We start from the raw sequence: 26,000 nt of genomic DNA, 5'->3' as shown, positions 1-26,000 counted from the left end.
AATTATGCAGAAATGTATGCAGTTAACGAAATTTTTTTTATGTTTTAAAATCAGTATAAACAATTGATTTTTATATACTTAGTAATAATCATTGTTAGCGTCAGATTCATCCTCTGCGAAATCATCATTTTCTAAACTGCGCACAAAACGGATAATGTCTGCAACTGCTTCAATGTATTCCTCTGTAATAAAGTTATCCATTTCAACTTTTGCAAACAAACCACGTGCTAAATATTTTTGCCGAATAACTGGCACACCGTGTTTTTCAGCAATTGTGCGAATTTTCTTTGCCGACAGTAGTTCACCTTTAATCGTGACATAGGGTAATGGCGCAGCGGTTGCATCATACTTTAAGCCAACAGCAATTCGCGTTGGGTTAGTCACAATCACATCGGAAGATTTAACTCTCGCTTCGACTTGCTCTTCCATCAACTCTTGATGCAATTGTTTACGACGCCCTTTAATTTCTGGGCTGCCTTCCATCTCTTTATATTCACGTTTAACTTCATCATGACTCATCATCAGCTGTTTTTTATGCTGTTTCATTTCGAGCAAATAGTCAGCTGCTGCCAAGAAGATAAACACGCCTAAGCAATACAAAATTAATTTAAATACTAAGCTGCCTGATAACGTAAAGGCACACGCAGCACCGCAGTGAGGTATCGCCATCAGCGTTTTCATTTCGTTGGTGAGAATAAAGTAGGCGGTATAGCTAAGCACAATAATTTTAATAAGCGACTTTATAAACTCCATTAAGTTTTTAAAGCTAAATATTTTTTTTGCGCCTTCTTTGGGACTTATTTTTTTAAGCTCAGGCTTGATTGGTTTAGCGCTCATAATCCAGCCACTTTGTACTAAATTGCTTATGATGCCAGTGAGAAAAACGATTGACAGTAATGGCGCAAGCATTTTTATCGTCTGCAATAAAAACAATAATAAAATTTGGCCAATGGTTTTATTAAATGTGTGATTCTCAACGCGATCATAGAAATGCGTTGGTAAACTGAAGAGCGTCATTATTTGTTCAAGTAACACTGTGCCAAAAATATAAAAATAGCCCATTACAGCAAGCAGCATAGCGAGCGAGACAATTTCTTTGCTTTTCGCAACTTGGCCATCTTTTTTAGCATCTTTGAGTTTTTTTGGTGTGGGTTGTTCGGTTTTTTCAGACACAAAGATACCTAAAACGAGCTAATCATAAATTCGATGATTTGACTGGGTGTTTTTTCGATTAAATCGTATAAATGCTCTACTAAGTATTTTAGGTATAAAATTAATACAAAGAGCGCAATCGCACTTTTCACTGGCATAGCAAGAAAGAACACATTCAGCTGGGGGGCAAACCGGCTAATTAATGCCAGCGAAAATTCAGATAAAAACATGGCTAGAATTACTGGCGCAGACAACACAACAACCAATTCCATGACTAAATCTAATTGGCTCAAAATAAACGTGTCTAACCCTGTCATAAACTGTGGCAACAAAACACCAACAGGCCACACAGCGTAACTTTGCACCATAACAAGAATAAGCGATAAAAACGCGCCACTAATGACAAAAATGGTGACCATTATTTGTGTCATAAATATGCCCAGCGGTGAAGTCTGCTCGCCCATAATCGGGTTGACAGAACTCGCCATCGCGGCGCCGCGTTGGTTATCAATAAAAAAGCCAACGCCCTCAGCAATCCAAAATGGTACAGCCGCCATATAACCAATCACTAACCCTAACGTCATTTCTTTGATTAAAATCGTAAAGTAGTCCACCAACGATAAATCAGCTGGCAATGAGTCTGCAGTCATTGGGTAGATAAAAAGTGCAAACGACAACATGGCGCCATTTCGCACCATGCTTCCCCCCAGCACAGACTTACTTAATACCGGTAGTATCATAAACGCTACCGTTAAACGCGGTACACCGAGCAGATAGGTTTTGATGATTTGTTCAAGCCCTGCCGCATCTAACATGGTTAACCACCAATCGCTTTAAAGATATTGTCGGTCAAAGTACTGATCTCTTGTCCCATCCAATTACCCGTAATCATCAAAGTGACAACGACAGCAATAAGCTTTAGAACAAACGATAGGGTTTGCTCTTGAATTTGCGTTAATGCTTGCACCAAACTTGTCAGGGTACCTACTAATGATGCGGCAACAATGGTCGGTAATGATAAAATCAAGGTTAAATAAAGTGCTTCATTAGCTAGTTGGATTAGTTCCGCTGTCGACAAATTCACTAGTTAATACCCCGCGATTAAACCATGTGTGAGACGTGTCCAACCATCAAGCAACACAAATACTAATAATTTAAATGGCAAGGAAATTGTCATCGGCGACACCATCATCATACCCATTGCCAATAAGATGTTTGACACAATCAAATCGATTACTAGAAACGGTAAGTAGATTAAAAAGCCTATTTTAAATGCTTCTGTGATTTGTGTGACTGTAAACGCTGGCATCAGTACTAATAGGCTGTTTTCATTCAACGTTTTAGCATGTTTCTCAGGCCATAGCTCGTGTGCTTTATTAATAAAAAAATCCCGCTCTGTTTCTGTGGTATTTTTATGAAGAAATTGTAAGTACGGCTTAAGCCCATTATCAATTAATTCACCAAAACGTTCTGGCGATTCAACTACTTCAGGGTTGTTATCCATATACTCTTTTACTTCAAAACCCACAGGGGCCATCACGTACAAGGTCAACACCATTGCAACACCGTAAAGCGCCATATTCGGTGGTGTTTGCTGTACGCCCAGTGCATTTCTTAATAGTGAAAATACAATCACTATTTTTATAAATGAAGTCGCCATCACTGCTAAAAAGGGCACAAGGGCTAATGCGCCTAAAGCAATAATTAACGAGACGTAATCTAAATCATTGCCGAGCATATTAGTTTCCAGCTACATCCAAGATACGTACACCCAGTTTTTCGCCTACTTTGACTAATTCGCCATTGGCAATCACTTGATTATTCACTTTTATCAAGATGGGGGAATCGGGGTTGCAATCACTTTCAAACACATAACCTGGTTGAAGGTTTTGCACATCCGGTAATGACAAGGTCTGTGACGGTAAAGAAAAATCCAATTCAACTTGAACAGTATTTAAATCAAATACTGCATTAGGTTGTGCAAGTTGTTCTTCGCTCATGGTATTACTCCAAGAATGTTCAATTGTGATGGTGTAGTTATTCAGCTTTGCTTGCCAAGCAGGTGTGTTTTCTATTAAAAGACAAACACGCTGCTCTTTGTCGAAATAACATTGGTCAAAAAACACAACATCGCCGCAAGCAAGCGCTAAGTAGTCGGTTTGAGGCAAAGTTGTTTTACCCATGCTTACACTAAGCTTAAGGTCGATTGCCAAAAGGCCTTGTCTTACTGATGTTGGGTTTTGTGACATTAAGCGCGCTAGCTGGTGTTGTTTTAACGCGATAATTAAGGCTAAGTCGTCGGGTGTGCTGAATGTAAATTCGCAGCAAAAAGACTCTTCATCAGATTTAAAAGGTGTAGAGAGTGAAATCGATGAAATCGCTACAAATTCACCGAATAATTGTTTGAAACTGCCTTGTAGTGGTGACAGCAGTTTTTCAATCAAAGCTTCAAGTAGAGGCGAAGGTAAAGAGGTAATACTTAATGCATACCCTTTATTTTCAAGCCATGTCTGCAATGCAGCATGGGTTGCGAATAAACTAAATAACTGTTGCCCAACTGCACACTCAATTTTGATTAAGTCTTCTTGAGGTTCAGGAATTTGACGCAATTGATGGCAAGTTACCTGCTCTGAAACTAGTCTTAGAGGTTGTTTTAGTAATAAATTAGCGAACCTAACTTGTTCAGGTGCAATTGCAGCTAAATCGAATTTTTCTACCATCATGATTGCTCACCATCGCTCTGCTCGTCTCGCTCTTCTTGTTGCTGTCTTTGCTGATCAGAGTCATTCATTGAAAACTGGGTATTAAATTGCGGATAGCGTTCATTCAGTACTAGTTTTAAATCCGGTAAAGACTGCGTAAGCTGCGCCAAAACGTGTGATGACGAAACATCGAAATGAATTGTTAAACGCCCTTGTTCAATGTCAATTTGTACTTTACCGCCTTGTAAATATTGACTTTCTAACGAAATCGACAATGACGGCGATTGCTTAAGTATTGCTTCGTCAATCTGGGCAAAGTGTGATTTAAAATTTTCTACAATATGGATTTGGTCAATAGACTTTAACTGGGCACGAAAAACTTGCTCAACCGATGGCAAAGAGTGCGGTGTACTTTGCAGTGACACTGAGCTTGCCACTTCCGTTATTGTATCGCCTAAGTTATCGAGCGCCTTTTCAAGCCTTGGTGTTATTTTTTGGCTAGCATGAGTCCAGTAAATAGTTGTTGGTAAATCATTTTTTATGCTCACGTTTAATTGATTGTTTTGTAGTAAATCATTGACGTCTTTAGAAAACGCAATATCGTTTAACATTTTCCCACTAAAACAGTTTGTAGATTCGCTAAATGCAACACGATTTGAATCCATGCCACTTTTAGCAACAAGCATTTTTGTCATGTCTTGTGAGTTCGTAACTTCGCTTATTTTTGAAGCAATTAGTGTTTCTTTAAGAACGTCTTTAGCATCAATTGTTAGCGCGGCATTCTCAAATGACGCAGCAGGAGCCGCAATAGTTACTATTTGTCTCGGCTCGTTATCTATAGCTGGTATAATTCTGGGTTCAACTGACAATTTTTTTTTGTCAGATGCGCCTACTTCACTCGTAGGTCTGTTTTCAATTACGTTTGCTACAAAAACACCTGAACTTTCAAAAGAGCTTGAGTTTAATTCCCTTAGTTCCGAACTCTCCGAGCTATTTTCTAAAACTCTGAATTTATAAGGAGTTTCATCAACAATATCGTTAACTGGTTCAGATGCTTTTTCACTTTTTTGGGTTGGGTCCTGGCGTTCTAAAGCACTCTCTATGTTTTTTGTATTTTCATCAACAATCGCATCAAATGTACTTGCCGGTTGGGCATGTTTGTCATCTAATTGAAAACCGTTTAAATCACTTATTGATTTCTGAGGCGCTGTACCAATATCAAGCTCAATTTCATTTTGTAATACCTGCTTTTTTTCATTTGTAATTAATGAATACGAGTTATAGTGATGTGGCGGTATGAATGAACTCTGAATTTGCACATGTGATTGCACACTTTCTTCTCCAATCAAAACGGATGACGCAGGTTTGATGTTAGTAACCTGAGAGTTCACCCCTGCATCCGCACAGCTATAAATAACATCAAAGTCTGCTATGAATTGCGGAAAAGTTATATCATGGCGAACTGGTTGCTCATTAACGCTATTCTTTGAGTTATTAAAAGCTTCTTTATTTATGCACCGTTTAAAATCAAATACGTCCTCTCCGTGTTTGTGTAAAAGCACACCCTGCTCGGAATTTATTGGCGTTTTATCAGGAGTATTTGCAACCGGCTTTTGCACCAAACCACCATTAGTCTGATGTAATTTAGTAAGTTTTTTATCATTCACTAAGTGAGTAAATCGACTTCCCTGTTCAATTAGTTGAGCGCCGTGACTTGTTGGCACATCAACCCCATTAGCAGGGCGATTTTGCATCGTATCATTAGTAATTTTCATAGTGATTTCATTCCCGAAAAGCGCGATGTCACAAATTCATCGAGTTGATTTTCTTCATTGCGATTGGCAAGTAATGCTCGTTTTTTCTCTTCAAGTGCGATTAAAGAAGCAAATTTTTCCATCGCTTTATTCGCTGTTTGTAACCCAGCCTGACATACCTGAACGGTGTTTTTTGCAGCTTCAATCTGCTGCTCGCAGGTCGCGATATTTTTTTTCAAAGTCGCATCATGACTACGCAACTTTGCAATCTTGAGGCGAAACTTATCAACGCCAGAACGTGTTAAAAACGCATCGTGCGCCTGCTGATAGAGGGTTTTCTCTTGTTCTTTACGCCATACGATATACTCTTCTAACGTTTCAATGTGCCCTTTAAGTTCCGTTTCTAACGCACGCAATCTTGCTCCAGCTTGCAACAATGCTTGCTCTGATTTGTCTCGTTGGCGCTGTTTTATTTGTTGTAAGCGTTCAAGCATCATTTAAATAACGCCTGTAATATCTCGGCAGATTTATCAAACGGAATGTTTTCTTCTGTGCCTTGTTGTAAAAATGATTTCACCCGTTCAATGACCTCCACTGCCTTATCCGTTTCTTGGTCTTGTCCTTTTTGGTATTCGCCAATACGAATAAGCAGTTCGACTTCTTTGTATTTAGCAAGCGCATTTCGTAAACTTAGTGCCGCTTGTTTATGGCCAGAACTGACAAAATGATTCATCACTCGACTGGCACTTTGTAATACATCAATTGCCGGATAATGTGCTGCAGCAGCAAGCTCTCGTGACAGTACAATATGGCCATCTAATATTGAACGCGTTTCATCGGCAACTGGCTCGGTCATATCATCACCTTCAACCAAAACCGTGTATAAAGCCGTAATTGAACTGGTATTTGATTGCCCTGCGCGCTCCATTAATTGTGGTAATGCTGCAAATACTGAAGGTGGGTAACCACGACGTGTTGGCGGCTCGCCTGCTGCTAGACCGATTTCGCGAAGCGCCCGCGCATAGCGCGTTACAGAATCCATTAACAGCAGGACTTTTTTACCCTGATCACGAAAATGCTCTGCAATCGAAGTGGCTACAAGGGCCGCTTTTGCTCTTTCCATCGCAGGTCTATCTGAGGTGGCTACAACAAGTACCGCTTTTTTACGGCCTTCTTCACCTAAATCGCGCTCAATAAATTCGCGGACTTCACGTCCACGTTCACCAATAAGCGCAAGTACTGTGATATCAACATCGGCATTGCGAATAAGCATGGCAAGTAAGGTACTTTTACCACCGCCTGCTGCCGCAAAAATCCCCAAACGCTGGCCTTCACCACAACTCAACACACCATCAATGGCTTTAACGCCCAACGAGAGAGGTTTTTCGATAGTATTTCGCGTCATTGCATTTGGGGCATCAGCATACACACTGATTAATGTGCCTTTTTCAGACTCAGCGTGTTCCTCTTTATTCATCGGTTGACCAAGGCCATCAACCACTTCACCGAGTAGATGCTCACCCACCCTAATTTGATGAGGTTTGCCTGTTGGGATCACCTCAGTACTATTTGAGATCCCCATCATGTCCCCCATCGGGGTCAAGAGTGCTTGGTGTTCATCAAAACCAACCACTTCTGCAAGGACAAAGCTATTATTTTCAGGGTCAACTAAACGACATAGTTCGCCAATTTTTACCCCAGGCACCACAGCCCGAATAATCGTACCGGAAACCTGAGAAACCCAGCCCCTCACCCGCAAAGGACGTGCAACAGATAAATTTGCATTCATCTGTGCCATACGCTTTGCGTTAGCAACTTTTTGCTCGTTAATTAACTCGGTTAGGGTATTACTGAATTCTGACACGGAATATCGTTAGTAAGTTTTGCTTAGCGTTATTATGTAAAAACGTAAGGGATAACGATTTTAGCCAAGGGCGGCTTTTTTTATAGTTTAGGCAAGAATACAAACTGAAGGCATGGGCGATTGCCCACACCTAACTATTACACGACAACTTTACCAACCGGTTGCACATTGATTTCTTTGGTTAATTCTTGAAACGAAACAACCGGTAACTCATAAAGTTCACTTTCAAGTAACTTTCGCACATAGCGGCGAATATCCATTGCAACCAGTAACACGGGTTTACGTTGATATTTTTTAAGATCACCCACAGTGCTCACTGCATTCGCTATAAACTTTTGCGAAGTACTCGGGTCAAGTGCTAAATAACAGCCTGTTGACGTTTGTCTGATTGCACCACGAATTTGCTCTTCAATTTGCTGATCGAGCATAAACGCAGGCAATACATTTTGCCCAGCAGCATACTTGTAGCAAATGAATCGGCGCTGGCTTGCACGAATGTACTCGGTGAGCTGCACAACGTCTTTTTCTTTTTGACCCCATTCAACCAGAGATTCTAAGATGACACGCAAATTTCGAATCGAGATATCTTCTGACACTAAACGTTGCATCACCTCACTCATTTTATGAATTGGCACCACGCGCTGCGCTTCTTTTACTAATTCGCCGTAATGGGGCTCGAGTTTCTCAAGTAAAAAACGCGTTTCTTGAATACCGATAAATTCTTCTGCATATTTACGTAACACATGAGCTAAATGAAAAGTCATTACTTTATCGATTGAAAAATACGATAATGAGCCTGCAATTACCTCTTCTAAATCCTCTTTATCAACCCATAAACTCGGCATATTTGGCAAAAAAGCCTGCTCTTGCTGATAGGCAATGCCAAGCATATCTAACTGTTGTGCAGGCTCGGAAACTAATATCTTATTGGGTACAAGTTTGCCACGAGCCACTGGAAGCTCTTGCATCAAAATCGCGTATTCATCCTTTGGCATAGCGGCATTAAAACGCAAATGCACGCCGGGAAACGGCACCCCCATGTCTAAGTAAAGCGCTCGCCTTACTTCTGCAAGCTCAGCATTTAAATTGGTAGCATCAAGTGCAGTTTCTAAATTCGCAGATACATCAACCAGCAGCGGAACCGTAATCGAAAAATCATCTCCTTGCGCTTTACTTTTAGCCGCTGCTTTTTTGCTTTCAGCAGAACTTGTTGCTGCCGCGCCACTGCCTTTGGACAAAACTTCGGGCAAGGTCTCAACGGTTTGCACCGCATCTTGATTACGTTTTACTAAATAAACGCCGCCTGCACCAATCACAGCAGCAAAGCCTAAGAAGATAAACGTTGGAAAACCAGGGATGAGTGCAAAACCAGTTAATAGTGCTGCGCCAATAAGTAGCGCTTTTGGCTGAGCTGTCACCTGTGAGCCAATATCACCACCTAAGTTTTGTTGATCTTCTTCGTCTTCATCACCTGCTGAAACACGGGTAACGATAATACCGGCAGTAATTGAAATAAACAGTGCTGGTATTTGCGAAATAAGACCATCACCTATGGTTAGAATTGAATACACCTCAAGAGCTTCGCCTGCCGACATCGCGGCTTGACTCATACCAATGGTAATGCCGCCTAAAATATTGACGAAAATAATAATTAAACCAGCGACAGCATCGCCTTTTACAAACTTCATCGCACCGTCCATTGAGCCAAATAACTGGCTCTCACGGCTTAGAGCATTTCGCTTTACTCGCGCTTCATCAACGTCTAATACCCCTGCGCGCATATCACCGTCGATACTCATTTGTTTGCCCGGCATGGCATCAAGTGAAAAGCGTGCACTTACCTCAGCGACGCGCTCAGCCCCTTTGGTGATAACCATAAATTGGACAATGGTGATAATTAAGAAAATAACCACACCAACCACTAAATTACCACCCACGACAAAGTTACCAAAAGTCGTAATGATATCGCCGGCATCGCCATCCATTAAGATTAGCCGTGTAGTAGTAATAGAAAGTGCTAAACGAAAGAGTGTGGTAATTAACAACACCGCTGGAAATGCCGTGAACTCAAGTGGTGATTTGATATAAACCGACATCATCAGTAACACTACGGCAATTGAAAGGTTCATTGCAATTAAGCCATCAACTAAGCCAGTTGGTAGCGGAAGAATCATCATAAAAATGATGGCGACAAGTAACACCGCGAGTGCTAAGTCACTGCGTTGACTCATTTTAAGCAGAAGGTTTTTCATCACTTTCCTGATTTATATTTGAGGCTAAAGAAAGATACAACTGATGGGCTCTTCGTGCACCGATAAGATCGTCCGCTTGGAATCGTGAAAAGCTTAAACAATAATAAATTGCTGCGCGCTGTTCACAGTTCAATTGGTTGTCCGCAAGCAATCGCTCTACTCGTTGTTCTAATAAGGTTAATTCGCCAAGATCTGCCCAAGCGCGGCAGAGCATCAGACCTGTTTCTAAATCGGCACCATAAACCGACTCAACCAGCTTAATTAACGACACCGCCTTTTCATTGCTAGCATAGTCTTGTTGCAGTTGCGCTTGCATCAATAGCCATTGACGATACTCGCGATGTGGCCGCTCTATTTTATTATGTTGAACAGGGGTTTCGGTCATCATTGCACCAACAATTTACTACTGATATTCAAAATTAAAGACAACTCTGCAATTTCGTTTAACACCGCTCTGGCTTCTTGCTCAGTCTCGACGTCTACATCGCCACTTTTTTTCATTTCGCCTAACCATTGCAAAGTATCGGTAGGCATATTGAATAAATTGAGATGCGCAATTTCTTTACATGTTGCGTCGGATAACCGGCAGGTATTTTCGACTAACGTTTGACCTTGATAGACGTGAAAAAGGGCATCAAAATGCGAGTCAATCGCTTCACCTAGCTGGGGCAATTCTGATTTTTCAGGCAGTTTTGTGGGTACTTCATCATGTCGTATATGACTGATGGAAGTTAACCCCACTTTTAAATCAATCGGTGTGCTCATTACAATGCCTTAATCGCTTGGCTTTCATTAAGTAATGCGGTGAACGCTTGCTCTAGCGCAATTTCAGTAACGTCCTCGTGAGCTAAATTTAGCTGCACAATAGCTTGGTTTTGATACCAGTGATAACGGAAAAACTGCCCTTTTTGAAAGTGTACCGGGTTCATCTTAGTTAAATATGCGAGAACCTGAGTCTGACTCGATAACACGATAGGTGTTAAAAAGCTCACCATTAATTGCGAATCGAGAACAGATATTTCACAGGTTATGTCCCCATCGAATTGCAAAGACAAATGGGGAGAACCCTGCCAAGGCTGCATAGGTAAACCGAGCTTGGCTAAAAAACCATTTAAGCTGCTCTCTAACCAATCAGTCATAGTGCTTCCTCAATTGCAATTACCGCATGACGCGCCGCTTCTAATGCTATTACACATTGCCCGTGCTGCTCTGGATCTTTAAACGCATCATGAGGAATGTTATTCACAATATTACGCACCTCAGCAAACACGTTTATTTGTATACCAAGCGGTAAATCACTGACATTGAGCGCCTTTTCTACCTCAGCTTGGTCAGCCCACGGCATATCATTTATGGTAATCACACTTTGCATTAGTCCGCGCGCAGTGACTTGTGCATGATCGAACTTTTGCGCAACCTCGTTACACTGATCAAACATTGCCGCCAGCATTTTCAGTCGGTTCATATCCTTCATAATCACACTAAGCTGTGACTTATCGATACTGCTGCCTTGCGCCTCATAATCGGCCGCAAGCGCTTGCAACATAAAGGCCACAGCAGTTTCAAAACGACTTTCACCATACTTTTCAATTAAATCAGAAAATGCAGCAGCAGTGCCTTGGTAATCCATTACCGAATCAGCATAGAATTGACGCAGCTGGCTACCTTCATCTAAACCTGCATTTGCAGCTTCAATAGTTGGAATAAAGGTGTTAACACCTAAGGTCAATGTTTGACCGTATTTGCGCTCTAGTTCGGCTAACTGCTGATTAACAAGCTGAAGAATGGCTTCATTGCCCTCACCTGCACTAAGTTGCTCACGCACACTTAATAAGCCGATGTATTGTTCCGTTACATCGTCGCTGAATTCCTGTAACTTTTGTCTGAGCGCTTGATGGTCGGTTTTGCCACCTGAAAGTAAATCTGCCGCTAATTCATCTAATTGATTGCGTTTTTCAACTTTAAACGCCATTTCCATTAATTGTTGAATTTTTTCAACACGATCAGCATTTGACTGACGCATGTCTTTGGCTTTGCTTTGCGTAAATTGAGCCGATGCTTTATCACCCAAGGCTTTGGTCAGCTCTTCTAGCGCGTTTAGATGGTTTTGTGCACTGTTCCCTATCACTCCAACAGATGTGTTTTGAAACTGACTGGTTGTTTTAGTTTCGACATTTGCTCCCGACAGTTTTGCATTAAACTGATTTGGGTTTATTGGCGCTGCATTTATAGACATATTTCACTCCTCAGGATAAGAGTAAATCAATTAACAGGGTTATTTTTGTGAAAAAAGACGAGTTTTTATTAAGTTTTGGCTCAAGCGCTAGATTTGTGTTGTATTTGGTGATGTAAACACATAGCCATGGCCATAAAGTGATAAAATAAACTGCGTGTTAGGGCACACTTTCTTAAATTTTTTACGTAAATTGCAAATCAGTCTATCTAATGTGCGATCTTCAGGGTTTGGTCTAAATCGTCCTAACGCCATCATTAAACGCTCTCTTGATAACGTTTCATTGCGATTATCAATCAGCATTTTTAATATTTTGGCTTCGCTGTATGACAATGATCCTATGACTTTCTCATCAACACTTAGCACACGGCTTTGTGAACAAAAATGCCAGTTTTTATCATCAACTACTTGAGCAGTACTTGGCGGTGATTGCATCAATTGTTGTTGCTGTAGGGTGGTAATCACGGTTCTAATTTCAAGTGCAAGCGCCTGTTTAGCAAACACGTGATTCACGCCCAAATTATAAAACGCTAAACGCTGATCTGCACATAAATTATCTGATAACACAAACAACATACCCTGTGTTCTATTTTTGAGTGACGCAACGTCTGATTCTAGGTCATTGTCTTGCTCAAAAATACACACAGCAGAAACCGTTAAATGTGTCATTAGACTGAGTGCACGTTGGCAATTTTGTTCAGCCAAAACGAACCAACCAACTTCTGCAAAGCCAGCTTGGAGGCGTTCTACAGCAATCTGTTCCGTACCAATAATTAATATTGTTTGCGCAATTGCTTCAACATTATGCACCATAGAATACCCCCGTTTGGACTTATCTTATTAAACCGATAACAAACTCAGGTGTGATGGCACAACCTCATCGGTCATATCATCTTTTACGGTTGCTAAGGTCATCTGCCAAAACAACGCTACTTGAGTGAAAGATAAGATCTTTTGCGCTAATTGCTCACCTTCTTGAATCTCCGCAGGTAATAGTTTTGCTAACACAATTTGATTGGATGCTGCTTCAATGCCTACTTTACACCCTTGTAATTGAACGCCAGTGGCATTGGCATTTAGCATTAAGTTATAAACCGCTTTGGGTAAATCACCTGTCGGCTTTGCTAATGCAGCCTTTAAGCCTAACGTGCCATCACTCGGATGAAACGAGATGCGAAACACCAATTGTTCTAAATTTACCTGATAATCCTCATCTGTCAGTGCATGTGGTGTGACTTCTAACAAGGCACACGCTTCTTCAACCATTAATTTGAATTGTTTCATATCGATTACTCCTTCACGTTACACTGATAAAAACGTGTTATCTAATGGCTGGTTTGATGATGTCGGTAAATATTTAACTTCACCGATGTCTTTTTTCATTTGTTCAGCAACGTCAACAAACTTATTTAACGCTGCAATGACCAGCTCTGCACGGTCTAACTCGCTTGGTAACAATTGATAAATTGTCACGATATTCTCATTCGGTAAAAGACCTAACGACGTACCACCTGTTGCGCTAAATTCGGCATTTTTTTGCAGAATAAATGTGGTTACTGGCGTAACCTCATCATCATTAAGCGTCTCTATTTGGGCATAGAAAAAGATACTTTCTTTTTCCATATCAGTCGCATCAGCAGGTTCAATTAATACACGAATGCCATCAATCAAAAGGGCGTAAAAGTCCTCTTTCACATCGGGTTTTTCGAAGCCAATAAGTTTTGCACATTCAGTCACTAATTCTTTGAATTTATTACTCATAACATCTCTCTTAATGAAGCAGACTAGCTGCTTCACTGGTTAAATATAGCTATCTTTATTTCTCAATTGCGAATTAGTTTTCGCCCATTCCCGGTACCGTTAAGGTATTGCCATAGGTATGTGTTCTACCAATCGGATTATTAGACACATTGCCATTACTCTCGTCTGAAAGAGCTAATTGTTCGTCATTTTGCGGCACACTCAAATCATCAACCGACAAGCTATTTGTAGGCTCTATTACATCAGCGGCTTTTGAAATATGCGCGAGTGTGAGATGGCTATGACTAAATGTGTTTGTATGTGTTATTTGATCGCTTTTAACAGTGGCGTCACTTGAGACTTGGTTTTCAGTAGTTCCTTTAACTGTCGTCGTTTCATTATTTTGAGGCATCGTTGTTGCCGTATTTGAATCAAAACGCGTACCGGTAATATTTTGTTTCAATTGGGTTTGGAACCGAAGATTTGGGTCATTTAGTAGTTTGCCAATTTCATTAACTGCAGCTCGCATTGAAGTATTCAAGTGATGCTTGCAATCGAGTACAGCTTGTTTCTCATTAAATAATGGATCATTTTGGTCTAACTCATCAGTAAGCTTGACATCAACGGCTTTTAACGTTGCCATATCGCCATTTAAAATGTTTGGTGATTTAGCAGCTTGTTGTTTTCTCGGTACTTCTTCACCACCAAGCGGCTGTGCGTTTTCATCTGTTTGGGCGCGAGTAGCTAATTCTAAATCCTTTAACGCAGACACATAATCATGTATGTCTTCGCTTAATTTTTTACGGGTACGTGAGCTCACGTTTATGGGAATATCAGCACCGTTACTTATAAAGGATTGATGGATATTGCACAGGTCCTCTACCTCAAATGCCAAATTATGACTGTTGCGAGTAAGTGGCTGCTCAACATCAACAATAAATTGCTTTTGAATAGCATCTAAAAAGTTAATATTTTCTTGTGAAAACTCGTTTTTTAAGTGAAGACTAAATAACTTTGCAAAGTCTGTTTCATTTGCCAACTCTTTCATCATGTAACTTGCATCCATTCTATTTCCATGCTCTGCACATTGCTGCAAAAAGTGATGGCTTGTCTCTGCACTTAAATTTTCAACCTTGAGTTGTTGAGTGTCTTGAACATGACGCATATCGCGACGAACACAGGCATTTATCGCGCCTGATTCATGCCCTACAGCCCCAGCCACTTTCTCTTGCATAGTTTCGCCTGTTGCTTTCGCCGCAGTTTCAATTGCATGGCCTGTATCTGCCATTCCTTTGCCAAAACCCTGCATACCCGCAAACAATCGCGAATTTTCAAAGCGTGTTTCTACTTTGCTCCAAAATTCTCCGAACTTTTCACAAAAACCATCAACCATTTTTTGAAACGCATTGCGGTTATCATTTGAGGTCGCTTGCTGTGCTTGCGTTTCGGTTTGGTTTGTTACATCAGAAACTTGGCGATTATTAGTCGCATTATTACTTACTGTAGCAGGCGTGTTTTCTGCATTTACGGCAGTCTGAGTTGTGGTTTGACTCACATTACCCGCATTCAGATTCTCTATGGTCATGTTATTTCCTTTTTTATGGCTGAGTATGCTGAGATAAATACCTTTTGCATCTCAATAACATTGTTGTGTGTTCACCAAAATGAACGGTTATTTTTTTGCTTCGTACAGTTTTGTCAGCATGGACGACAAAACGTCTAGAATTGCTTTAATAATAAGTGCGTTACCTGCATCTTCATAAAGCGCGGTTAAACAATTTGTATATTCATCAAACAAATGTGTACAACCGATAAAGGTGTTATGGCTAATCACATTTGCTAGCTGTTGATGGAGCTGAATAAATACCTTGCTTAGCTTGTCACTGTTATCATTTGGTTGTTTTGCCAGGGCTACCACATCACTTTCAACAATCGCGATAATAAACTCACGATAAGCACTACCCGCCTCTGTTCGTGCGAATTCATGAAGCAATTCTGGGTGGCGTTGATAAAACTTAACAATGTCAAAACCGCGCAGATTTCGTCCGATCAGGCCTTGTCTTGAAAACCCGGACAGCACATTAAACTCTGCTCGCCGCTGAGATTTTTTAATCTCTGTTACCGCATCACACGGCTTAAAATGTCTGTTTTTCATCATTAGTTGAAAAGAGTTTACCTAGTTCATTTCGTTCTGCTTGTGTGAGGGTTTTGTCGTTCATCATAAGCGTAAAGCCTACATTTTTTTCAAATCCAGCAGTTAGGAGCGTGTTATCGCTGTTAAACTTATCAAGTACTGCGATATCACTGTAAATTGCATCAATATTTTGACTGACAAGTAATTGAAAGCAGTGATCTAATGAGTCGCATTGAATATAAGATTGGTGCACTAGTGCCTTTGGCATCACCAGCTCATTAACTACACCAGGTTCACCTTTTGCAACGTAGCCCAGGCGCTGAACTTGTTTCAAAAAGCTGCTTTCGAACACATATTCATTCAGTAATCGTTGATCCTTTTTGTAAACTAAATAATCGAAAATGCGCTCTTCTAACACAATGCTACGGCCTTGCAGTTTCAGATCTTCCATTTCAGGGATGCCAACGATAAGGTCTAAATTGCCAACACGCATATCATCTAATAGCGCGTCATACGGTAACTCGATAACCTTGCCAGCAAGTGTTTGTTCTGACTTACTTAACAAACGCCAATCTGCTAACCGAGTACCTTCTAACACACCGATATTCACTGTATTTAGTAATGGCTGCACTTGCTCTTTTGTTACGCTGCAGGCGCTCAACATAAAAAACAGGAATAGGTTTAAAGCGGTTTTAATCATAATAATTACCTACGAGCTTGTTTCGGCGTTATGCCAAAACGCGATTTATATGCTTGGGTAAAATAAGACTGACTTGAAAAACCCGCTTCGATAGCAATATCAATCACACGCATCTGACTGGTGTGCAATAAATGCGCGGCATATTTAAGACGACGCTCATTAAACCAAGCACGTGGGGATGTATGATAAATTTGGTTAAATGCCGATTTAAATGCAGTAAGTGACATGCCAATTTCTTTAGCAAACTGTTCTAACGACCAGTCTTTTAAATAATTCTTTTCTACAAATGATCTAAAGCGCTCTGTTGCAGGATCACAACTTTCAACCAATAAGTTTATTAAGCGACCACCTTCTGACTTATTAATTTGCAGTAATAACAACTCTTCAACTTTCAGTGATGTTAAGCTAGGTACCTGTGCATCACTTAACAGTTGATCTAAACCCGTCATCGCCATTCGTGTTAAATCACAGCCACAAAATGCTAATGGTGCTGAGCTTTCATCTTGGTCACGCACCTGAATGCCAGTCACTAATGCTTGATAACGTTGTTTAAAATTTAAAAGCCATGTTTGTTCAAGTGATAAACATAAAATTACTGTGTCGCGGGCGCCATCGAGGTTCTCAAAATGACAGAAGCCATCCTTTACAAGTAATAAACTAGCTGGAGCATAGGCTTTTTGGTTATTTACCCCAGCCGTACCAGTTACCACCATGAGCAATGTGAGTGGTGCTGTAAACGCCATAGCATAGTCTGTACCTACAGGCATTGTTACTCGAAATGCAGTTCCATAATCAAACGCCAAATGACTAGTAAAAGCTTGCGATAAATTCGTATTGTCAAGCGTAGCTAATTGTGTTTGCATAATGCTTCCCTCAAATTTAGGCCGAAAAAACCCGCGATGCCGAAACACCGTTATTAAAAAAACGTGGAATTAGGCAGGTGTTAACCTGCCAATAAATTAGATGTTGTTACCCATATTGCGCGCTGTGCTCGGCTCTTGTGAAAAGAGCTCTTTGGCCAGGTTTAACAGAGCAGACTGAATGTCATTCAAAGTGCCCTCCCAGTTTTGTGCACGTTGTTGCAACGCAGCAGCCTGTTGCGCAGTCGCATCGTTTTCAGTTTGCTCTGCTTTAGACTTTTCTTGAATTTCAGTGACTTTGTTGTTCTGATTCGCCGCCTCCGCGCTTGCAAAACCAGCACTACCGCCAGACCCTGTTGTCACTAGTGATGACACGGCAGCGCCCGCTTGTGCTCCGGCAAATTTAGAAACACCACCACCCGCAACACCGCCCAAAACGGCACCACCAATATTTATAGCCGCTGCGATACGTTGTTGGTGCACGGCTTCATCACCTTTGTCTTTCGCATCTTTTGCTTCAGAGCGAATGGTCTCTGCTGAGTCGCGTTTTACTTCAACTTGAGTCTCCATTTGTTGAATAATCACTTCAGCTCGATTCTCTGCAGCTTCACGCAATGACTGAACTAGTTGTAAAAATAGTTGCGCCATTTTTGTCGCACTATTAGCAGTAGCAGTTAAATCAAAGGCTAACGTTTCAGCTTTTTTTACCACTTCGCTTTCTAAATTAATTGGTTCATAACTTTTAGCAGCATCATTAGCATTTACACCAGGATTTTGCTGTGTTTTAGCCGCACAATTTTCACCTGAGATAGACTGTGGTTGCATCGCATTAACGCGTGGACCATCAATTACTAAACCGTTCATAATAACTCTCCTTAAATTGGTGCCCGTGCATTGTTAAGCACTGTAAGTGATGCTTGCATTTCGTTTTTTGCTGCGTCAGATAAAATGCTAGCAATGTCAACGACTGTGCCTGATTGCGATTGGATGAATGCAATAAAGCGTTGTAAAATCGACTCAAGTTTTGATACTAGTGCTTCATTCTCAACTAACTCGCTTTCAAGTAACTGCACTTGCAGATTAACTTTATTAAGCGCTTCTTGAATATCAGCCTGTTCTGCACTAACAATGCCGCTACCCGTTTGTGCTCCCATAGAAGCTGCGCTTGATGCCCACGTTGTGCGTCCCATTGCAGTTCTAATCATGTCGTCACTTTGCTTTTTGATCATGGTTTCACAGAGGTTTTTCGCAGCGCGTTCAATCGCTTCTTCTGCGACCTCTTCAGCTACATTTTGTGAGATTTCCTTTACAACCGCTTTGGCTGCTTGTTCAACAACTTCTTCAGCCGCTTCACTTGCCGCCTCTTTCGCAGCCGCCTTTACCCCTTCTTTTACAGCTACTTCTGTCGCTTCTTTTGCGGCTTCTTTACCTGCTGCGGCACCTGCCATTGCACCCGATGCCGCGCCATATGTAAGTAAACCAACACCAATAACTGTAAGTGCAATAGCGGTATAACTTAATATTTCTGCTGCTTTATCTTCTCCTAATGCCAAGCATATTTGTGCAGCCACTTCACACATACCTGCAGCAGTCAATGCAACACCAGCTGCAATTAAATTAGGCTGTCCAGAAAGAACTCCCGCGGCTAACGAGCACATGCCACCAATAGTGGTCGCAATCGCTGTTACAAAACCAAAGACTTTGCCAAAAATACCCGCTTGTTTTGCTTTTTTACGGGCTTTTTCAGCTTTTTCGATTTGATCTAAACGGTTATCTTCCTGTTCATTAAGCTTGTCGATTTGTTCATTCATCAAATCTTCTTGCTCTGCTTGAACACGTTCTAATTCTGCTTTGTTTGCTGCAATGGTTGAATCTTTAATCTCTTTAATTTTACCAAGCACAATGAACATTGTTGCAATGCCACTTAATGTAGTTTCACTATCAGGCTCTGCAATACTTGGGTTGCCCGATTCATTCGATGCACTGGTTACCCCTGAGGCATCAGATGGGTTTATCCCGCTAAAGCTTTTCATTACCGCAGACATTCCTTCTTGGAAAATCTGGGTAAATGCCGTATTGCCAACTCCTAGGCTATTTACTGACATCAGTTTGCTCCTGTTTCTTTTTGCGTTTTTCAACGATGGATAGTAACCCTTGTGCTTTTGTTGCAAGTTCGCTGTATTCATCACGCCCTTCACAACGCACAAGCGTACCGGTAAAGCCTGCTTCTGCGCGCTCTAAATCCCCAAGTGCTAAGTGACATTCGCCAGAATGGAATGCAAGTTTTGGCTCCTCAGCGTCAATCAATGTTGCCATGCTGTAAGTTTCGGCCGCTTCTTCATATTTACCTTGCGCTTGGCGTGTCGCACCTAAACCTATTTGATATTTCACATTCAAGTGGTCGCACAACACCAACATTTTAAATACTTGCTCTGCTTCGCTCATACGATTTGTTTGATACAGGTTGTATGCAACAGCATATAAGCTTTCCATTTGTTCTTTACTTAAATCCACCAGCTCATGCATTACACCGCCTTTGCCAATAAACGTTTCTAGTTGTTCCTTTTTTACTAAGCTTGGATCGATCTGTGCCATAGTTGATTCACTCCTCAGAAATTAAATGTAATGCGTATGTCGCGGTAATTTTTTAGGTTTGCTCGCAGTAACTTGATTACTTGTTTGATTAAGCACTTTACTCACCATTTTTTTAACATCGCTGTGCTGTGTTTTGCCTTTCTCACGTTCTTTTTTACAGCGTGCTTTGAACTGCTCAAAAGTCATGCCTAGCTTTTGCGCAAGCTCTTCTTCTAAACGGCGCGTTTCACATAAGCGTGCATTCACATTCGCGGTTACAGCTTGCAATCTGTGTTGTTGTAGTAATTTGTCAGGATCAAACATGATGAACACCTTTATTACTGCCTTATTGACTTTATGTGTTCAGTATAAGAAAGGAAATATCAATAAATATGGAGAATTGTCACCTAATTGTGACTTTTTTGATTTATTTTAAGCGATTGAATTTAAAGTATTTTAAATCAAATCAAGCCTACCTTTCAAAATATGCAGAGATTGTGCAAATTACTGCATCGCAATATTGCACATTGTGTTATTTTTAGCGCAACAATGTGCAGATGTACAAAAGAAATTAAGTTAATCTGTCAGCTGAGTAAGGCTACCGTAAAAATCTTCTGCGTATTTCGACATCGCGGTAATAACTGAAGTGTATTGTTCATTTGATGATTGAAAATCAGTACTAAGGGTTTCAGTTTGCGTAGTTTTTTCTTTCACTGTATTACGCAGTGCTTCAAGTGCATTTGATATGTCGTTTTCCTGAAATGTCATAAGATATTGCGTAGTATTTAATGTTGTTGTACCAAACTTGTAAGTACCTATACTACTGCTTGAACTGGCACTAATGCTCTCCCAATAAATATAGTCATTATTGGCCTCTTGTAACAAAGTTACGCGCTCAGTATCACTCAGCTCTGGTGTTTGTTCTTTCAATAACTCGAAAAACTCATCGCCACCAAATACCGCAGAAAACGAGTTGTAGGTAATTTCACCGTCCTCTTCAAACGTACTGCTTTCACCCAAGGCTGCCGAAATTATATTAAGCTGTTCAAGTAGCACATTTATTTGATCGATATCGTCTTGCAGCTTTTCAATCATTAACGTGTGCACTTCATAACCCACCTCAGAATAATCAAGCGTATCACCATTAAATACTAATGAACCGGCAGAGGTAAGCGTCAAATTACCATCATCTATCATAGTTTGAATTTCACTCGAGGTATATTCGACCCCTTTTATTTGATAACGAACTGCATCACTGGTTTCGCCAAGAGAGGCAAGTACCGTCCACGGATCAATATTCTCATCGACTGCTTTTAATTCAGTTGCGGTTAACGTTTCTGTTTTACGCTCGCCATCATCAAACACAGTTGTAGTGACAGATGCATTAGCAAAGGCACCAAACTGCCAGTATGGATCGCTCATCATTAGCCCCCTGTTAGCAGACTTTTCGCTGCGTCAAAGTACGTGCTGTAGTAGTTAGACATTGCTTCCATAATGCTGTTGTACTGCGAAGTATTACTTTGTAAATCTGTACCCAACTGTTCTACTTGGGTGGTACGTTCTTTTACCTTATTATTTAAAACTTCAATGGCATTGGTGATGTCGTTTGTTTGGAATGTAACCTTTGCAGTAACTCCGATCACAACGGTACCAAAGTCATAGTATTCACTTTTGTCGTCTCGCCAAACTTGTTCAATTTCAGCCCACTCTCGATAGTAATAATCGCAAGCTACTATAAATCTAACTTGATCATAACTATCCACGCCAGGTAATTCATTTTGCAAATCATCCCAAAATTCACCACTGGGGTTATTTAGGTCAACCTTCACTTCACCATTTTTTTCAATGTCGGAGTTCAGTAACAAAACATTCTCAAGCTTTTGCATATCAATAATGAACTCATTGAGTTCATTAATTTCATCTTGTAGCTTTTCAATAAGTAATGTATGCACTTCATAGCCTACTTGGTCAGTATCAAGCTGTGTATTATTAAACGTGATGTAGCCCGATGACGTAATATCCAAATCACCGTCATCAATTAAGGTTTGAATTTCAGAGCTGGTGTAGAGCGTGCCATTTATCTGATATTGAATCGCATCAGCGGCATCATCAAGGGCTGAAAGAACTTCCCATGGATCGATATTGGCATCTGCGTCTTGTAAATCTGTTACTGACAACTCTTTACTAACGCGTTCGCCATCTTCAAATATGTCTGTCGTTACTTTTTCGTTTGCATGATAACCAAACTGCCAATAGGCATCATCAGTTGAAATACCGCTCATTTCTTTGTTCCTTTATCAGCCAAGATAATCACTCTAACAAATAATTTTGCAAAAAATATGCAGTAATGTGCGTGTGCTATAAGATTTGACGCCAAGTAAAAAATTTTAACCCGAATTATAAAAATAGCGCACACAAGGCCTGAGTAACTTCTATCGATATTTGTGTAGTGTATTATTTGCTACGACTTTCATCTGAGCCAATATATAAAATTTTACGTCTTCTTCTACAAACTTGTGTTTTTAAACCGTGAGACTCTAAGCACTGTGGAGGAGATATGTTAATTAACGATTTTATAAAGCAACTTGCTACTAAACTGAACATTGATATTAGCCAAAATGAGCACGGGTTTGCGAGCGTGAGTCTGGACGACATTTTGGTTGATATACAAAGCTACAAAAATACGCTGGTATTTTATAGCTATATCGATCACTTCAGTGAACAAGCTTACGAACAAGAACAACAGCTAAAACAGGCAATGAGTTGGAGCTATGGCTGGCAAAAAAGCCAATCAAGCATTGCACAACTGTCAGAACGTTTCGCCATACAAACAACTCAATCGCTCTCTCTTTCATTTGAGCAGTTACTTGAATTATTAAACAGCCACTGTCAATTAGTGGCACAAATTCAACAACTCGAACTTCAACCAATTCAACACAGCCAACAGCATGCGTATATTTTACCTTAGAATATTGTTTATCAGCTTTGTTCTGCTGCCATTTGCTGTGCTGAGTAAAGCCGCACTTACAAAGCAGCCATTTGAATATTATGGTGAAGGTGACTCACTGAGAAAAGTTCTTACCGCGCTTGCTTCAAACGCTGATGTTAGTGTTAATGTCTCTTCTACTATTGATGAGAGATTTAACGGCCATTTACGTTACGCATCAAGTCTAAAAGCGTTAAATTATCTCGCAAGCGCTTACGATTTAATTTGGTATTTTGACGGCGCAACCCTGCATATAAACCGCAGCGCTGAAAGGCAAAGTCAGATGATCCGCTTAGAGTTACTTACTACTACTCAACTCAAGCAAACTATGCAAGACCTAAAGCTATGGGATCCACGTTTCGAATGGCGCACCATTCAACATACCAATATGATTATGGTCTCTGGGCCACCGCGTTATATCGAGCTGATCAATCAAACTGTGACTTTATTACAAGACAGTTCAGATTCAGGTTTTGTAGATCCGCTCGTAATTCGTGTCTTTAAGCTTAATCATGCCAGCGCGATTGATAGGGAGTTTGAGGTACGCGGTGAAGAAGTGATTATCCCCGGTATAGCAACGCTATTAAGTAATATGATTAGTAGTGAAAATCGCGGCCAAAGCGGTAATGTGCAAATGCAAGATGTTGACGGTGCCGCGAGCAAACAATCAGCAACCAGCATTGCCCACACCCAAGTTAGCATTCAAGCTGATGCTAGCTTAAATGCTGTAATTGTCCAAGACTACCGTTCACGAATCGATATGTATTCACAACTAATTGAGCAATTAGATACCCCACGTGAACAGCTTGAAATCAGCCTAGTGATTATCGATTTAACCATGAACTCATTGTCAGAGATTGGCATTGATTGGGCAACTAAACAAATAAAGATAGGCGAAGGTCTGGTTGACTTAATCTTACCAGGTGCGGGGCTTAACGACGCAGAGACACTAACTACAACCAACGCCGATTTTTTAGCAACGGTAAGTTTACTCGAGACACAAGGCCGAGCACGCGTAACCTCGCGCCCCGCCATTGTGACTGAAAATGGCCTGCAAGCATTGCTTGATAACAACGAATCGTTTTTTGTACGTGTTGAGGGTGAGCGGGTTGCAGAGCTCGAAGAAATCACTTATGGCACTTTATTACAAGTCACGCCTCGCATCATTCAAACAGCAGTACCACGCCAAATTTACCTTGATGTCAATATTCAAGACGGTGCACGTATTGATGATGGTGGGCCTGACTCGTTGCCATCAATCAAAAATACACAGATCACAACACGCGCCCAAGTGCCTGAAGGGGCAAGTCTACTAATTGGTGGCTATTCACGAGAGTCAAATAGCTCAGGTGTCGGTAAAGTACCTGGTGTTGGGGATATCCCAATGCTCGGCAAACTTTTTCAAAATAACACCAGCAATTCACAACAAATGGTGCGTTTATTTATGATAAGCCCGAAAGTGATGGAAACGCATACCGTTCCTGATGGCACACACGAAATCGATTATGATTTACTGCCCGAAAACAAACGCATAAAACAACTGATGCGTTTGAGTAATAGTAATGGCCATATTTTTAGTCTGGTTAATCGATTGCCATGTGAATCTGCAATTGAAGCACGTGTACGCCGTAATCACTATCAAAATAAACAATACGGTACGGCTATTCGCAGCTGTCGCGACCTTGATGGACACGAAGGCTATCAAGTTACGCTTAACAGCTGTCCATCAAATGCAACAGAACCGGAGTGTGCACTTTGAAAGAATGGAAATTGTTAATTCTCAATACAGCTTACAAAGGCGCAGAGATCTATTTTACTCAATCTCAGTGTTTAGGCAGTGATGAAGACAGCATGGATTTAGTGCTCAACGACAGTGATATTCCCCCGCATTTATTGAGCCTAAACTGCCAAGATGATGCTGTTTATTGTGAACCTTTTGCACAAACTTTGGGTGTTAAGGTGCAAGGTGTGCTCCATGATAATGCGCTCGCATTACCCACACTGACCCCCATCAATGTGGGGGAATTATGGTTTATGATTGGCGAAGTTAACGAGCCTTGGCCAAAAAAATTACCTGTATTTGATAAACCTTCGGTAAATCAGAGTAAATCTGAGCAACCCGTAAAAATGAATAAAACCTACAAACACTTGTCAAATGTGATTTGGCTTGCTGTGCTTGGTACCATCACAGCGGCGGTACTCTTATTTTTTGATATAAAAGCGGAAAGTGGACAAGAAGTCGATACAGAAAAACTCAATTTATCTATTGCCAAAGAGTTGCTTCAAACTGATAACCGGCCACATCTGATTATTGATTGGGATGAAGTCGATCAAAAAATCAGTCTATCGGGTTATGTAGACAGTAAGCTTGAGCGTAAAAAGCTATTGAAGCAGGCTGAGAAACTTAATATTCGCTTTACCAGTGATATTCGTACCATGGAAGAGATTAAGTTCGCAGCGCGATTTATATTAAAAAACCTTGAGCTGGATGCAATTGAAATGCGGTCTGGTGAACTTGCTGGCAGCCTAGTATTTGTTACTGACTCAAATAATTTAAATGCATGGAGCCGAGCCGAGCAAGTATTACAACGCGACATTCCGGGGTTAACCGCGTTTGACCTTGAAATCCTCGAAGATAAACCCGCGCTAGAGCAGCTGAACGAACTGCTGATTAATTCCAGCTTTAACGACAAGATTCTTGTCGAAGACCGCGGCGATATTATCGAGCTTGTTGGGCAATTAACAGGTTCACAATTACGTGAATTTGATCAGTTAAAAAAACAATTTGCCACTAAATTTGGCAATAACCCAAGATTAATACTCTCCGCGCCAATGATAAAACAAGACGATAGCCCAAACCTAAGCTTACGATTTCGTACCGTAAATCTTGGCAAAGTTCCCTACATTGTACTCGATAATGGAGAGCGCTATTTTGAAGGTGCGCGCCTACCCAATGGCGCACGCCTAAAATCCATCAGCAGCGAAGGTGTATTTTTGGAATCAGGTAATAAGAGCTACATGATTAATTTCAGTCGTACTATTTAAGGAA

At 40.8% G+C, this 26,000-nt stretch carries 29 protein-coding genes; 3 read left to right on the top strand and 26 right to left on the bottom strand.

Annotated features, from left to right (window positions below):
* Nucleotides 1-78: 78 nt before the first annotated feature.
* The 26 genes from sctU to ACXAFE_RS14640 form a co-directional block, all read right to left on the bottom strand.
* Nucleotides 79-1,173 (bottom strand): type III secretion system export apparatus subunit SctU, encoded by a 1,095-nt coding sequence (sctU, locus tag ACXAFE_RS14765; RefSeq protein WP_475153838.1) that lies wholly within the window; start codon nt 1,171-1,173, stop codon nt 79-81.
* Between the two features lie 8 nt (nt 1,174-1,181).
* A complete protein-coding gene (sctT, locus tag ACXAFE_RS14760) occupies nt 1,182-1,967 on the bottom strand; it encodes a type III secretion system export apparatus subunit SctT (RefSeq protein ID WP_475153835.1) in 786 nt (261 codons plus the stop codon).
* A 2-nt stretch (nt 1,968-1,969) separates the two neighbouring features.
* A complete protein-coding gene (sctS, locus tag ACXAFE_RS14755) occupies nt 1,970-2,236 on the bottom strand; it encodes a type III secretion system export apparatus subunit SctS (RefSeq protein ID WP_010558991.1) in 267 nt (88 codons plus the stop codon).
* Nucleotides 2,237-2,239: 3 nt separating this feature from the next.
* Nucleotides 2,240-2,890 carry a type III secretion system export apparatus subunit SctR gene (sctR, locus tag ACXAFE_RS14750; RefSeq protein WP_010558990.1) on the bottom strand — a complete coding sequence of 217 codons (651 nt, stop codon included), beginning with the start codon at nt 2,888-2,890 and terminating at the stop codon, nt 2,240-2,242.
* Between the two features lies 1 nt (nt 2,891).
* Nucleotides 2,892-3,875 (bottom strand): type III secretion system cytoplasmic ring protein SctQ, encoded by a 984-nt coding sequence (gene sctQ / locus ACXAFE_RS14745; RefSeq protein ID WP_475153831.1) that lies wholly within the window; start codon nt 3,873-3,875, stop codon nt 2,892-2,894.
* Nucleotides 3,872-5,629 carry a hypothetical protein gene (locus ACXAFE_RS14740; protein WP_475153828.1) on the bottom strand — a complete coding sequence of 586 codons (1,758 nt, stop codon included), beginning with the start codon at nt 5,627-5,629 and terminating at the stop codon, nt 3,872-3,874. The genes sctQ and ACXAFE_RS14740 overlap by 4 nt, the downstream gene beginning before the upstream one ends.
* Nucleotides 5,626-6,105, bottom strand: coding sequence for a type III secretion system stalk subunit SctO (gene sctO / locus ACXAFE_RS14735; RefSeq protein WP_475153826.1), 480 nt, complete (start codon nt 6,103-6,105; stop codon nt 5,626-5,628). The genes ACXAFE_RS14740 and sctO overlap by 4 nt, the downstream gene beginning before the upstream one ends.
* Nucleotides 6,102-7,472, bottom strand: a complete 1,371-nt coding sequence (gene sctN, locus ACXAFE_RS14730) for a type III secretion system ATPase SctN (protein ID WP_475153821.1) — start codon at nt 7,470-7,472, stop codon at nt 6,102-6,104. The genes sctO and sctN overlap by 4 nt, the downstream gene beginning before the upstream one ends.
* A 137-nt stretch (nt 7,473-7,609) precedes the next feature.
* On the bottom strand, nt 7,610-9,724 hold the full coding sequence (gene sctV / locus ACXAFE_RS14725; RefSeq protein ID WP_475153817.1) for a type III secretion system export apparatus subunit SctV: 2,115 nt from the start codon (nt 9,722-9,724) through the stop codon (nt 7,610-7,612).
* On the bottom strand, nt 9,705-10,109 hold the full coding sequence (locus ACXAFE_RS14720; protein WP_475153814.1) for a hypothetical protein: 405 nt from the start codon (nt 10,107-10,109) through the stop codon (nt 9,705-9,707). The genes sctV and ACXAFE_RS14720 overlap by 20 nt, the downstream gene beginning before the upstream one ends.
* Nucleotides 10,109-10,489, bottom strand: a complete 381-nt coding sequence (gene sctX, locus ACXAFE_RS14715; protein WP_475153813.1) for a type III secretion apparatus assembly protein SctX — start codon at nt 10,487-10,489, stop codon at nt 10,109-10,111. Before sctX ends, ACXAFE_RS14720 begins: the two co-directional genes overlap by 1 nt.
* Nucleotides 10,489-10,863, bottom strand: coding sequence for a hypothetical protein (locus tag ACXAFE_RS14710; RefSeq protein ID WP_475153811.1), 375 nt, complete (start codon nt 10,861-10,863; stop codon nt 10,489-10,491). Before ACXAFE_RS14710 ends, sctX begins: the two co-directional genes overlap by 1 nt.
* On the bottom strand, nt 10,860-11,960 hold the full coding sequence (gene sctW, locus ACXAFE_RS14705; RefSeq protein WP_475153809.1) for a type III secretion system gatekeeper subunit SctW: 1,101 nt from the start codon (nt 11,958-11,960) through the stop codon (nt 10,860-10,862). The genes ACXAFE_RS14710 and sctW overlap by 4 nt, the downstream gene beginning before the upstream one ends.
* 87 nt (nt 11,961-12,047) lie before the next feature.
* Nucleotides 12,048-12,770, bottom strand: a complete 723-nt coding sequence (locus ACXAFE_RS14700; RefSeq protein WP_475153807.1) for a winged helix-turn-helix domain-containing protein — start codon at nt 12,768-12,770, stop codon at nt 12,048-12,050.
* A 27-nt stretch (nt 12,771-12,797) separates the two neighbouring features.
* Nucleotides 12,798-13,241 (bottom strand): type III secretion system chaperone, encoded by a 444-nt coding sequence (locus tag ACXAFE_RS14695; protein ID WP_475153805.1) that lies wholly within the window; start codon nt 13,239-13,241, stop codon nt 12,798-12,800.
* Nucleotides 13,242-13,259: 18 nt separating this feature from the next.
* On the bottom strand, nt 13,260-13,718 hold the full coding sequence (locus ACXAFE_RS14690) for a type III secretion system chaperone (protein WP_475153802.1): 459 nt from the start codon (nt 13,716-13,718) through the stop codon (nt 13,260-13,262).
* A gap of 73 nt (nt 13,719-13,791) precedes the next feature.
* A complete protein-coding gene (locus ACXAFE_RS14685) occupies nt 13,792-15,282 on the bottom strand; it encodes a regulator of G-protein signaling domain-containing protein (RefSeq protein ID WP_475153800.1) in 1,491 nt (496 codons plus the stop codon).
* An 87-nt stretch (nt 15,283-15,369) separates the two neighbouring features.
* Entirely contained in the window at nt 15,370-15,855 is a 486-nt protein-coding gene (locus ACXAFE_RS14680; RefSeq protein ID WP_475153796.1) for a hypothetical protein, read from the bottom strand.
* Nucleotides 15,833-16,531: a hypothetical protein gene (locus tag ACXAFE_RS14675; RefSeq protein ID WP_475153794.1), complete on the bottom strand. Its 699-nt coding sequence runs from the start codon at nt 16,529-16,531 to the stop codon at nt 15,833-15,835. Before ACXAFE_RS14675 ends, ACXAFE_RS14680 begins: the two co-directional genes overlap by 23 nt.
* Nucleotides 16,532-16,536: 5 nt before the next feature.
* Entirely contained in the window at nt 16,537-17,394 is an 858-nt protein-coding gene (locus ACXAFE_RS14670) for a helix-turn-helix transcriptional regulator (RefSeq protein WP_475153792.1), read from the bottom strand.
* Between the two features lie 96 nt (nt 17,395-17,490).
* Nucleotides 17,491-18,255: a hypothetical protein gene (locus ACXAFE_RS14665; protein ID WP_475153789.1), complete on the bottom strand. Its 765-nt coding sequence runs from the start codon at nt 18,253-18,255 to the stop codon at nt 17,491-17,493.
* Between the two features lie 11 nt (nt 18,256-18,266).
* On the bottom strand, nt 18,267-19,496 hold the full coding sequence (gene sctE / locus ACXAFE_RS14660; RefSeq protein WP_475153787.1) for a type III secretion system translocon subunit SseC family protein: 1,230 nt from the start codon (nt 19,494-19,496) through the stop codon (nt 18,267-18,269).
* Nucleotides 19,483-19,986, bottom strand: coding sequence for a SycD/LcrH family type III secretion system chaperone (locus ACXAFE_RS14655; protein ID WP_475153785.1), 504 nt, complete (start codon nt 19,984-19,986; stop codon nt 19,483-19,485). Before ACXAFE_RS14655 ends, sctE begins: the two co-directional genes overlap by 14 nt.
* A gap of 21 nt (nt 19,987-20,007) precedes the next feature.
* Nucleotides 20,008-20,289: a hypothetical protein gene (locus tag ACXAFE_RS14650; RefSeq protein ID WP_475153783.1), complete on the bottom strand. Its 282-nt coding sequence runs from the start codon at nt 20,287-20,289 to the stop codon at nt 20,008-20,010.
* A gap of 252 nt (nt 20,290-20,541) precedes the next feature.
* Nucleotides 20,542-21,387, bottom strand: coding sequence for a hypothetical protein (locus ACXAFE_RS14645; protein ID WP_475153779.1), 846 nt, complete (start codon nt 21,385-21,387; stop codon nt 20,542-20,544).
* Nucleotides 21,388-21,389: 2 nt separating this feature from the next.
* Nucleotides 21,390-22,247, bottom strand: coding sequence for a hypothetical protein (locus tag ACXAFE_RS14640; protein ID WP_475153775.1), 858 nt, complete (start codon nt 22,245-22,247; stop codon nt 21,390-21,392).
* Between the two features lie 275 nt (nt 22,248-22,522).
* On the opposite strand from ACXAFE_RS14640, the gene ACXAFE_RS14635 reads away from it, so the two are divergent.
* Genes ACXAFE_RS14635 through sctD form a run of 3 tightly spaced genes read left to right on the top strand, consistent with a single transcriptional unit; the run spans nt 22,523 to nt 25,996 of the window.
* Complete coding sequence (locus ACXAFE_RS14635; protein ID WP_475153772.1) at nt 22,523-22,933, top strand: type III secretion system chaperone family protein; 411 nt, start codon at nt 22,523-22,525, stop codon at nt 22,931-22,933.
* Entirely contained in the window at nt 22,914-24,710 is a 1,797-nt protein-coding gene (sctC, locus tag ACXAFE_RS14630) for a type III secretion system outer membrane ring subunit SctC (RefSeq protein WP_475153770.1), read from the top strand. The genes ACXAFE_RS14635 and sctC overlap by 20 nt, the downstream gene beginning before the upstream one ends.
* On the top strand, nt 24,707-25,996 hold the full coding sequence (gene sctD, locus ACXAFE_RS14625; protein ID WP_475153767.1) for a type III secretion system inner membrane ring subunit SctD: 1,290 nt from the start codon (nt 24,707-24,709) through the stop codon (nt 25,994-25,996). The genes sctC and sctD overlap by 4 nt, the downstream gene beginning before the upstream one ends.
* Nucleotides 25,997-26,000: the final 4 nt, after the last annotated feature.

The organism is Pseudoalteromonas sp. ABV4_021 (assembly GCF_056159365.1).
Note: the sequence above shows the minus strand (reverse complement) of the source record. Positions and strands in the feature narration are given on the sequence as shown.

Bases quoted from the DNA above. Each gene is read 5' to 3' on its own strand.
- sctT (WP_475153835.1), bottom strand. From the start codon at position 1,967: ATGTTAGATGCGGCAGGGCTTGAACAAATCATCAAAACCTATCTGCTC.
- sctR (WP_010558990.1), bottom strand. From the start codon at position 2,890: ATGCTCGGCAATGATTTAGATTACGTCTCGTTAATTATTGCTTTAGGC.
- sctQ (WP_475153831.1), bottom strand. From the start codon at position 3,875: ATGATGGTAGAAAAATTCGATTTAGCTGCAATTGCACCTGAACAAGTT.
- ACXAFE_RS14740 (WP_475153828.1), bottom strand. From the start codon at position 5,629: ATGAAAATTACTAATGATACGATGCAAAATCGCCCTGCTAATGGGGTT.
- sctO (WP_475153826.1), bottom strand. From the start codon at position 6,105: ATGATGCTTGAACGCTTACAACAAATAAAACAGCGCCAACGAGACAAA.
- sctV (WP_475153817.1), bottom strand. From the start codon at position 9,724: ATGAAAAACCTTCTGCTTAAAATGAGTCAACGCAGTGACTTAGCACTC.
- ACXAFE_RS14720 (WP_475153814.1), bottom strand. From the start codon at position 10,109: ATGACCGAAACCCCTGTTCAACATAATAAAATAGAGCGGCCACATCGC.
- sctX (WP_475153813.1), bottom strand. From the start codon at position 10,489: ATGAGCACACCGATTGATTTAAAAGTGGGGTTAACTTCCATCAGTCAT.
- ACXAFE_RS14710 (WP_475153811.1), bottom strand. From the start codon at position 10,863: ATGACTGATTGGTTAGAGAGCAGCTTAAATGGTTTTTTAGCCAAGCTC.
- sctW (WP_475153809.1), bottom strand. From the start codon at position 11,960: ATGTCTATAAATGCAGCGCCAATAAACCCAAATCAGTTTAATGCAAAA.
- ACXAFE_RS14700 (WP_475153807.1), bottom strand. From the start codon at position 12,770: ATGGTGCATAATGTTGAAGCAATTGCGCAAACAATATTAATTATTGGT.
- ACXAFE_RS14695 (WP_475153805.1), bottom strand. From the start codon at position 13,241: ATGAAACAATTCAAATTAATGGTTGAAGAAGCGTGTGCCTTGTTAGAA.
- ACXAFE_RS14690 (WP_475153802.1), bottom strand. From the start codon at position 13,718: ATGAGTAATAAATTCAAAGAATTAGTGACTGAATGTGCAAAACTTATT.
- ACXAFE_RS14685 (WP_475153800.1), bottom strand. From the start codon at position 15,282: ATGACCATAGAGAATCTGAATGCGGGTAATGTGAGTCAAACCACAACT.
- ACXAFE_RS14680 (WP_475153796.1), bottom strand. From the start codon at position 15,855: ATGATGAAAAACAGACATTTTAAGCCGTGTGATGCGGTAACAGAGATT.
- ACXAFE_RS14675 (WP_475153794.1), bottom strand. From the start codon at position 16,531: ATGATTAAAACCGCTTTAAACCTATTCCTGTTTTTTATGTTGAGCGCC.
- ACXAFE_RS14670 (WP_475153792.1), bottom strand. From the start codon at position 17,394: ATGCAAACACAATTAGCTACGCTTGACAATACGAATTTATCGCAAGCT.
- ACXAFE_RS14665 (WP_475153789.1), bottom strand. From the start codon at position 18,255: ATGAACGGTTTAGTAATTGATGGTCCACGCGTTAATGCGATGCAACCA.
- sctE (WP_475153787.1), bottom strand. From the start codon at position 19,496: ATGTCAGTAAATAGCCTAGGAGTTGGCAATACGGCATTTACCCAGATT.
- ACXAFE_RS14655 (WP_475153785.1), bottom strand. From the start codon at position 19,986: ATGGCACAGATCGATCCAAGCTTAGTAAAAAAGGAACAACTAGAAACG.
- ACXAFE_RS14650 (WP_475153783.1), bottom strand. From the start codon at position 20,289: ATGTTTGATCCTGACAAATTACTACAACAACACAGATTGCAAGCTGTA.
- ACXAFE_RS14645 (WP_475153779.1), bottom strand. From the start codon at position 21,387: ATGAGCGATCCATACTGGCAGTTTGGTGCCTTTGCTAATGCATCTGTC.
- ACXAFE_RS14640 (WP_475153775.1), bottom strand. From the start codon at position 22,247: ATGAGCGGTATTTCAACTGATGATGCCTATTGGCAGTTTGGTTATCAT.
- ACXAFE_RS14635 (WP_475153772.1), top strand. From the start codon at position 22,523: ATGTTAATTAACGATTTTATAAAGCAACTTGCTACTAAACTGAACATT.
- sctC (WP_475153770.1), top strand. From the start codon at position 22,914: ATGCGTATATTTTACCTTAGAATATTGTTTATCAGCTTTGTTCTGCTG.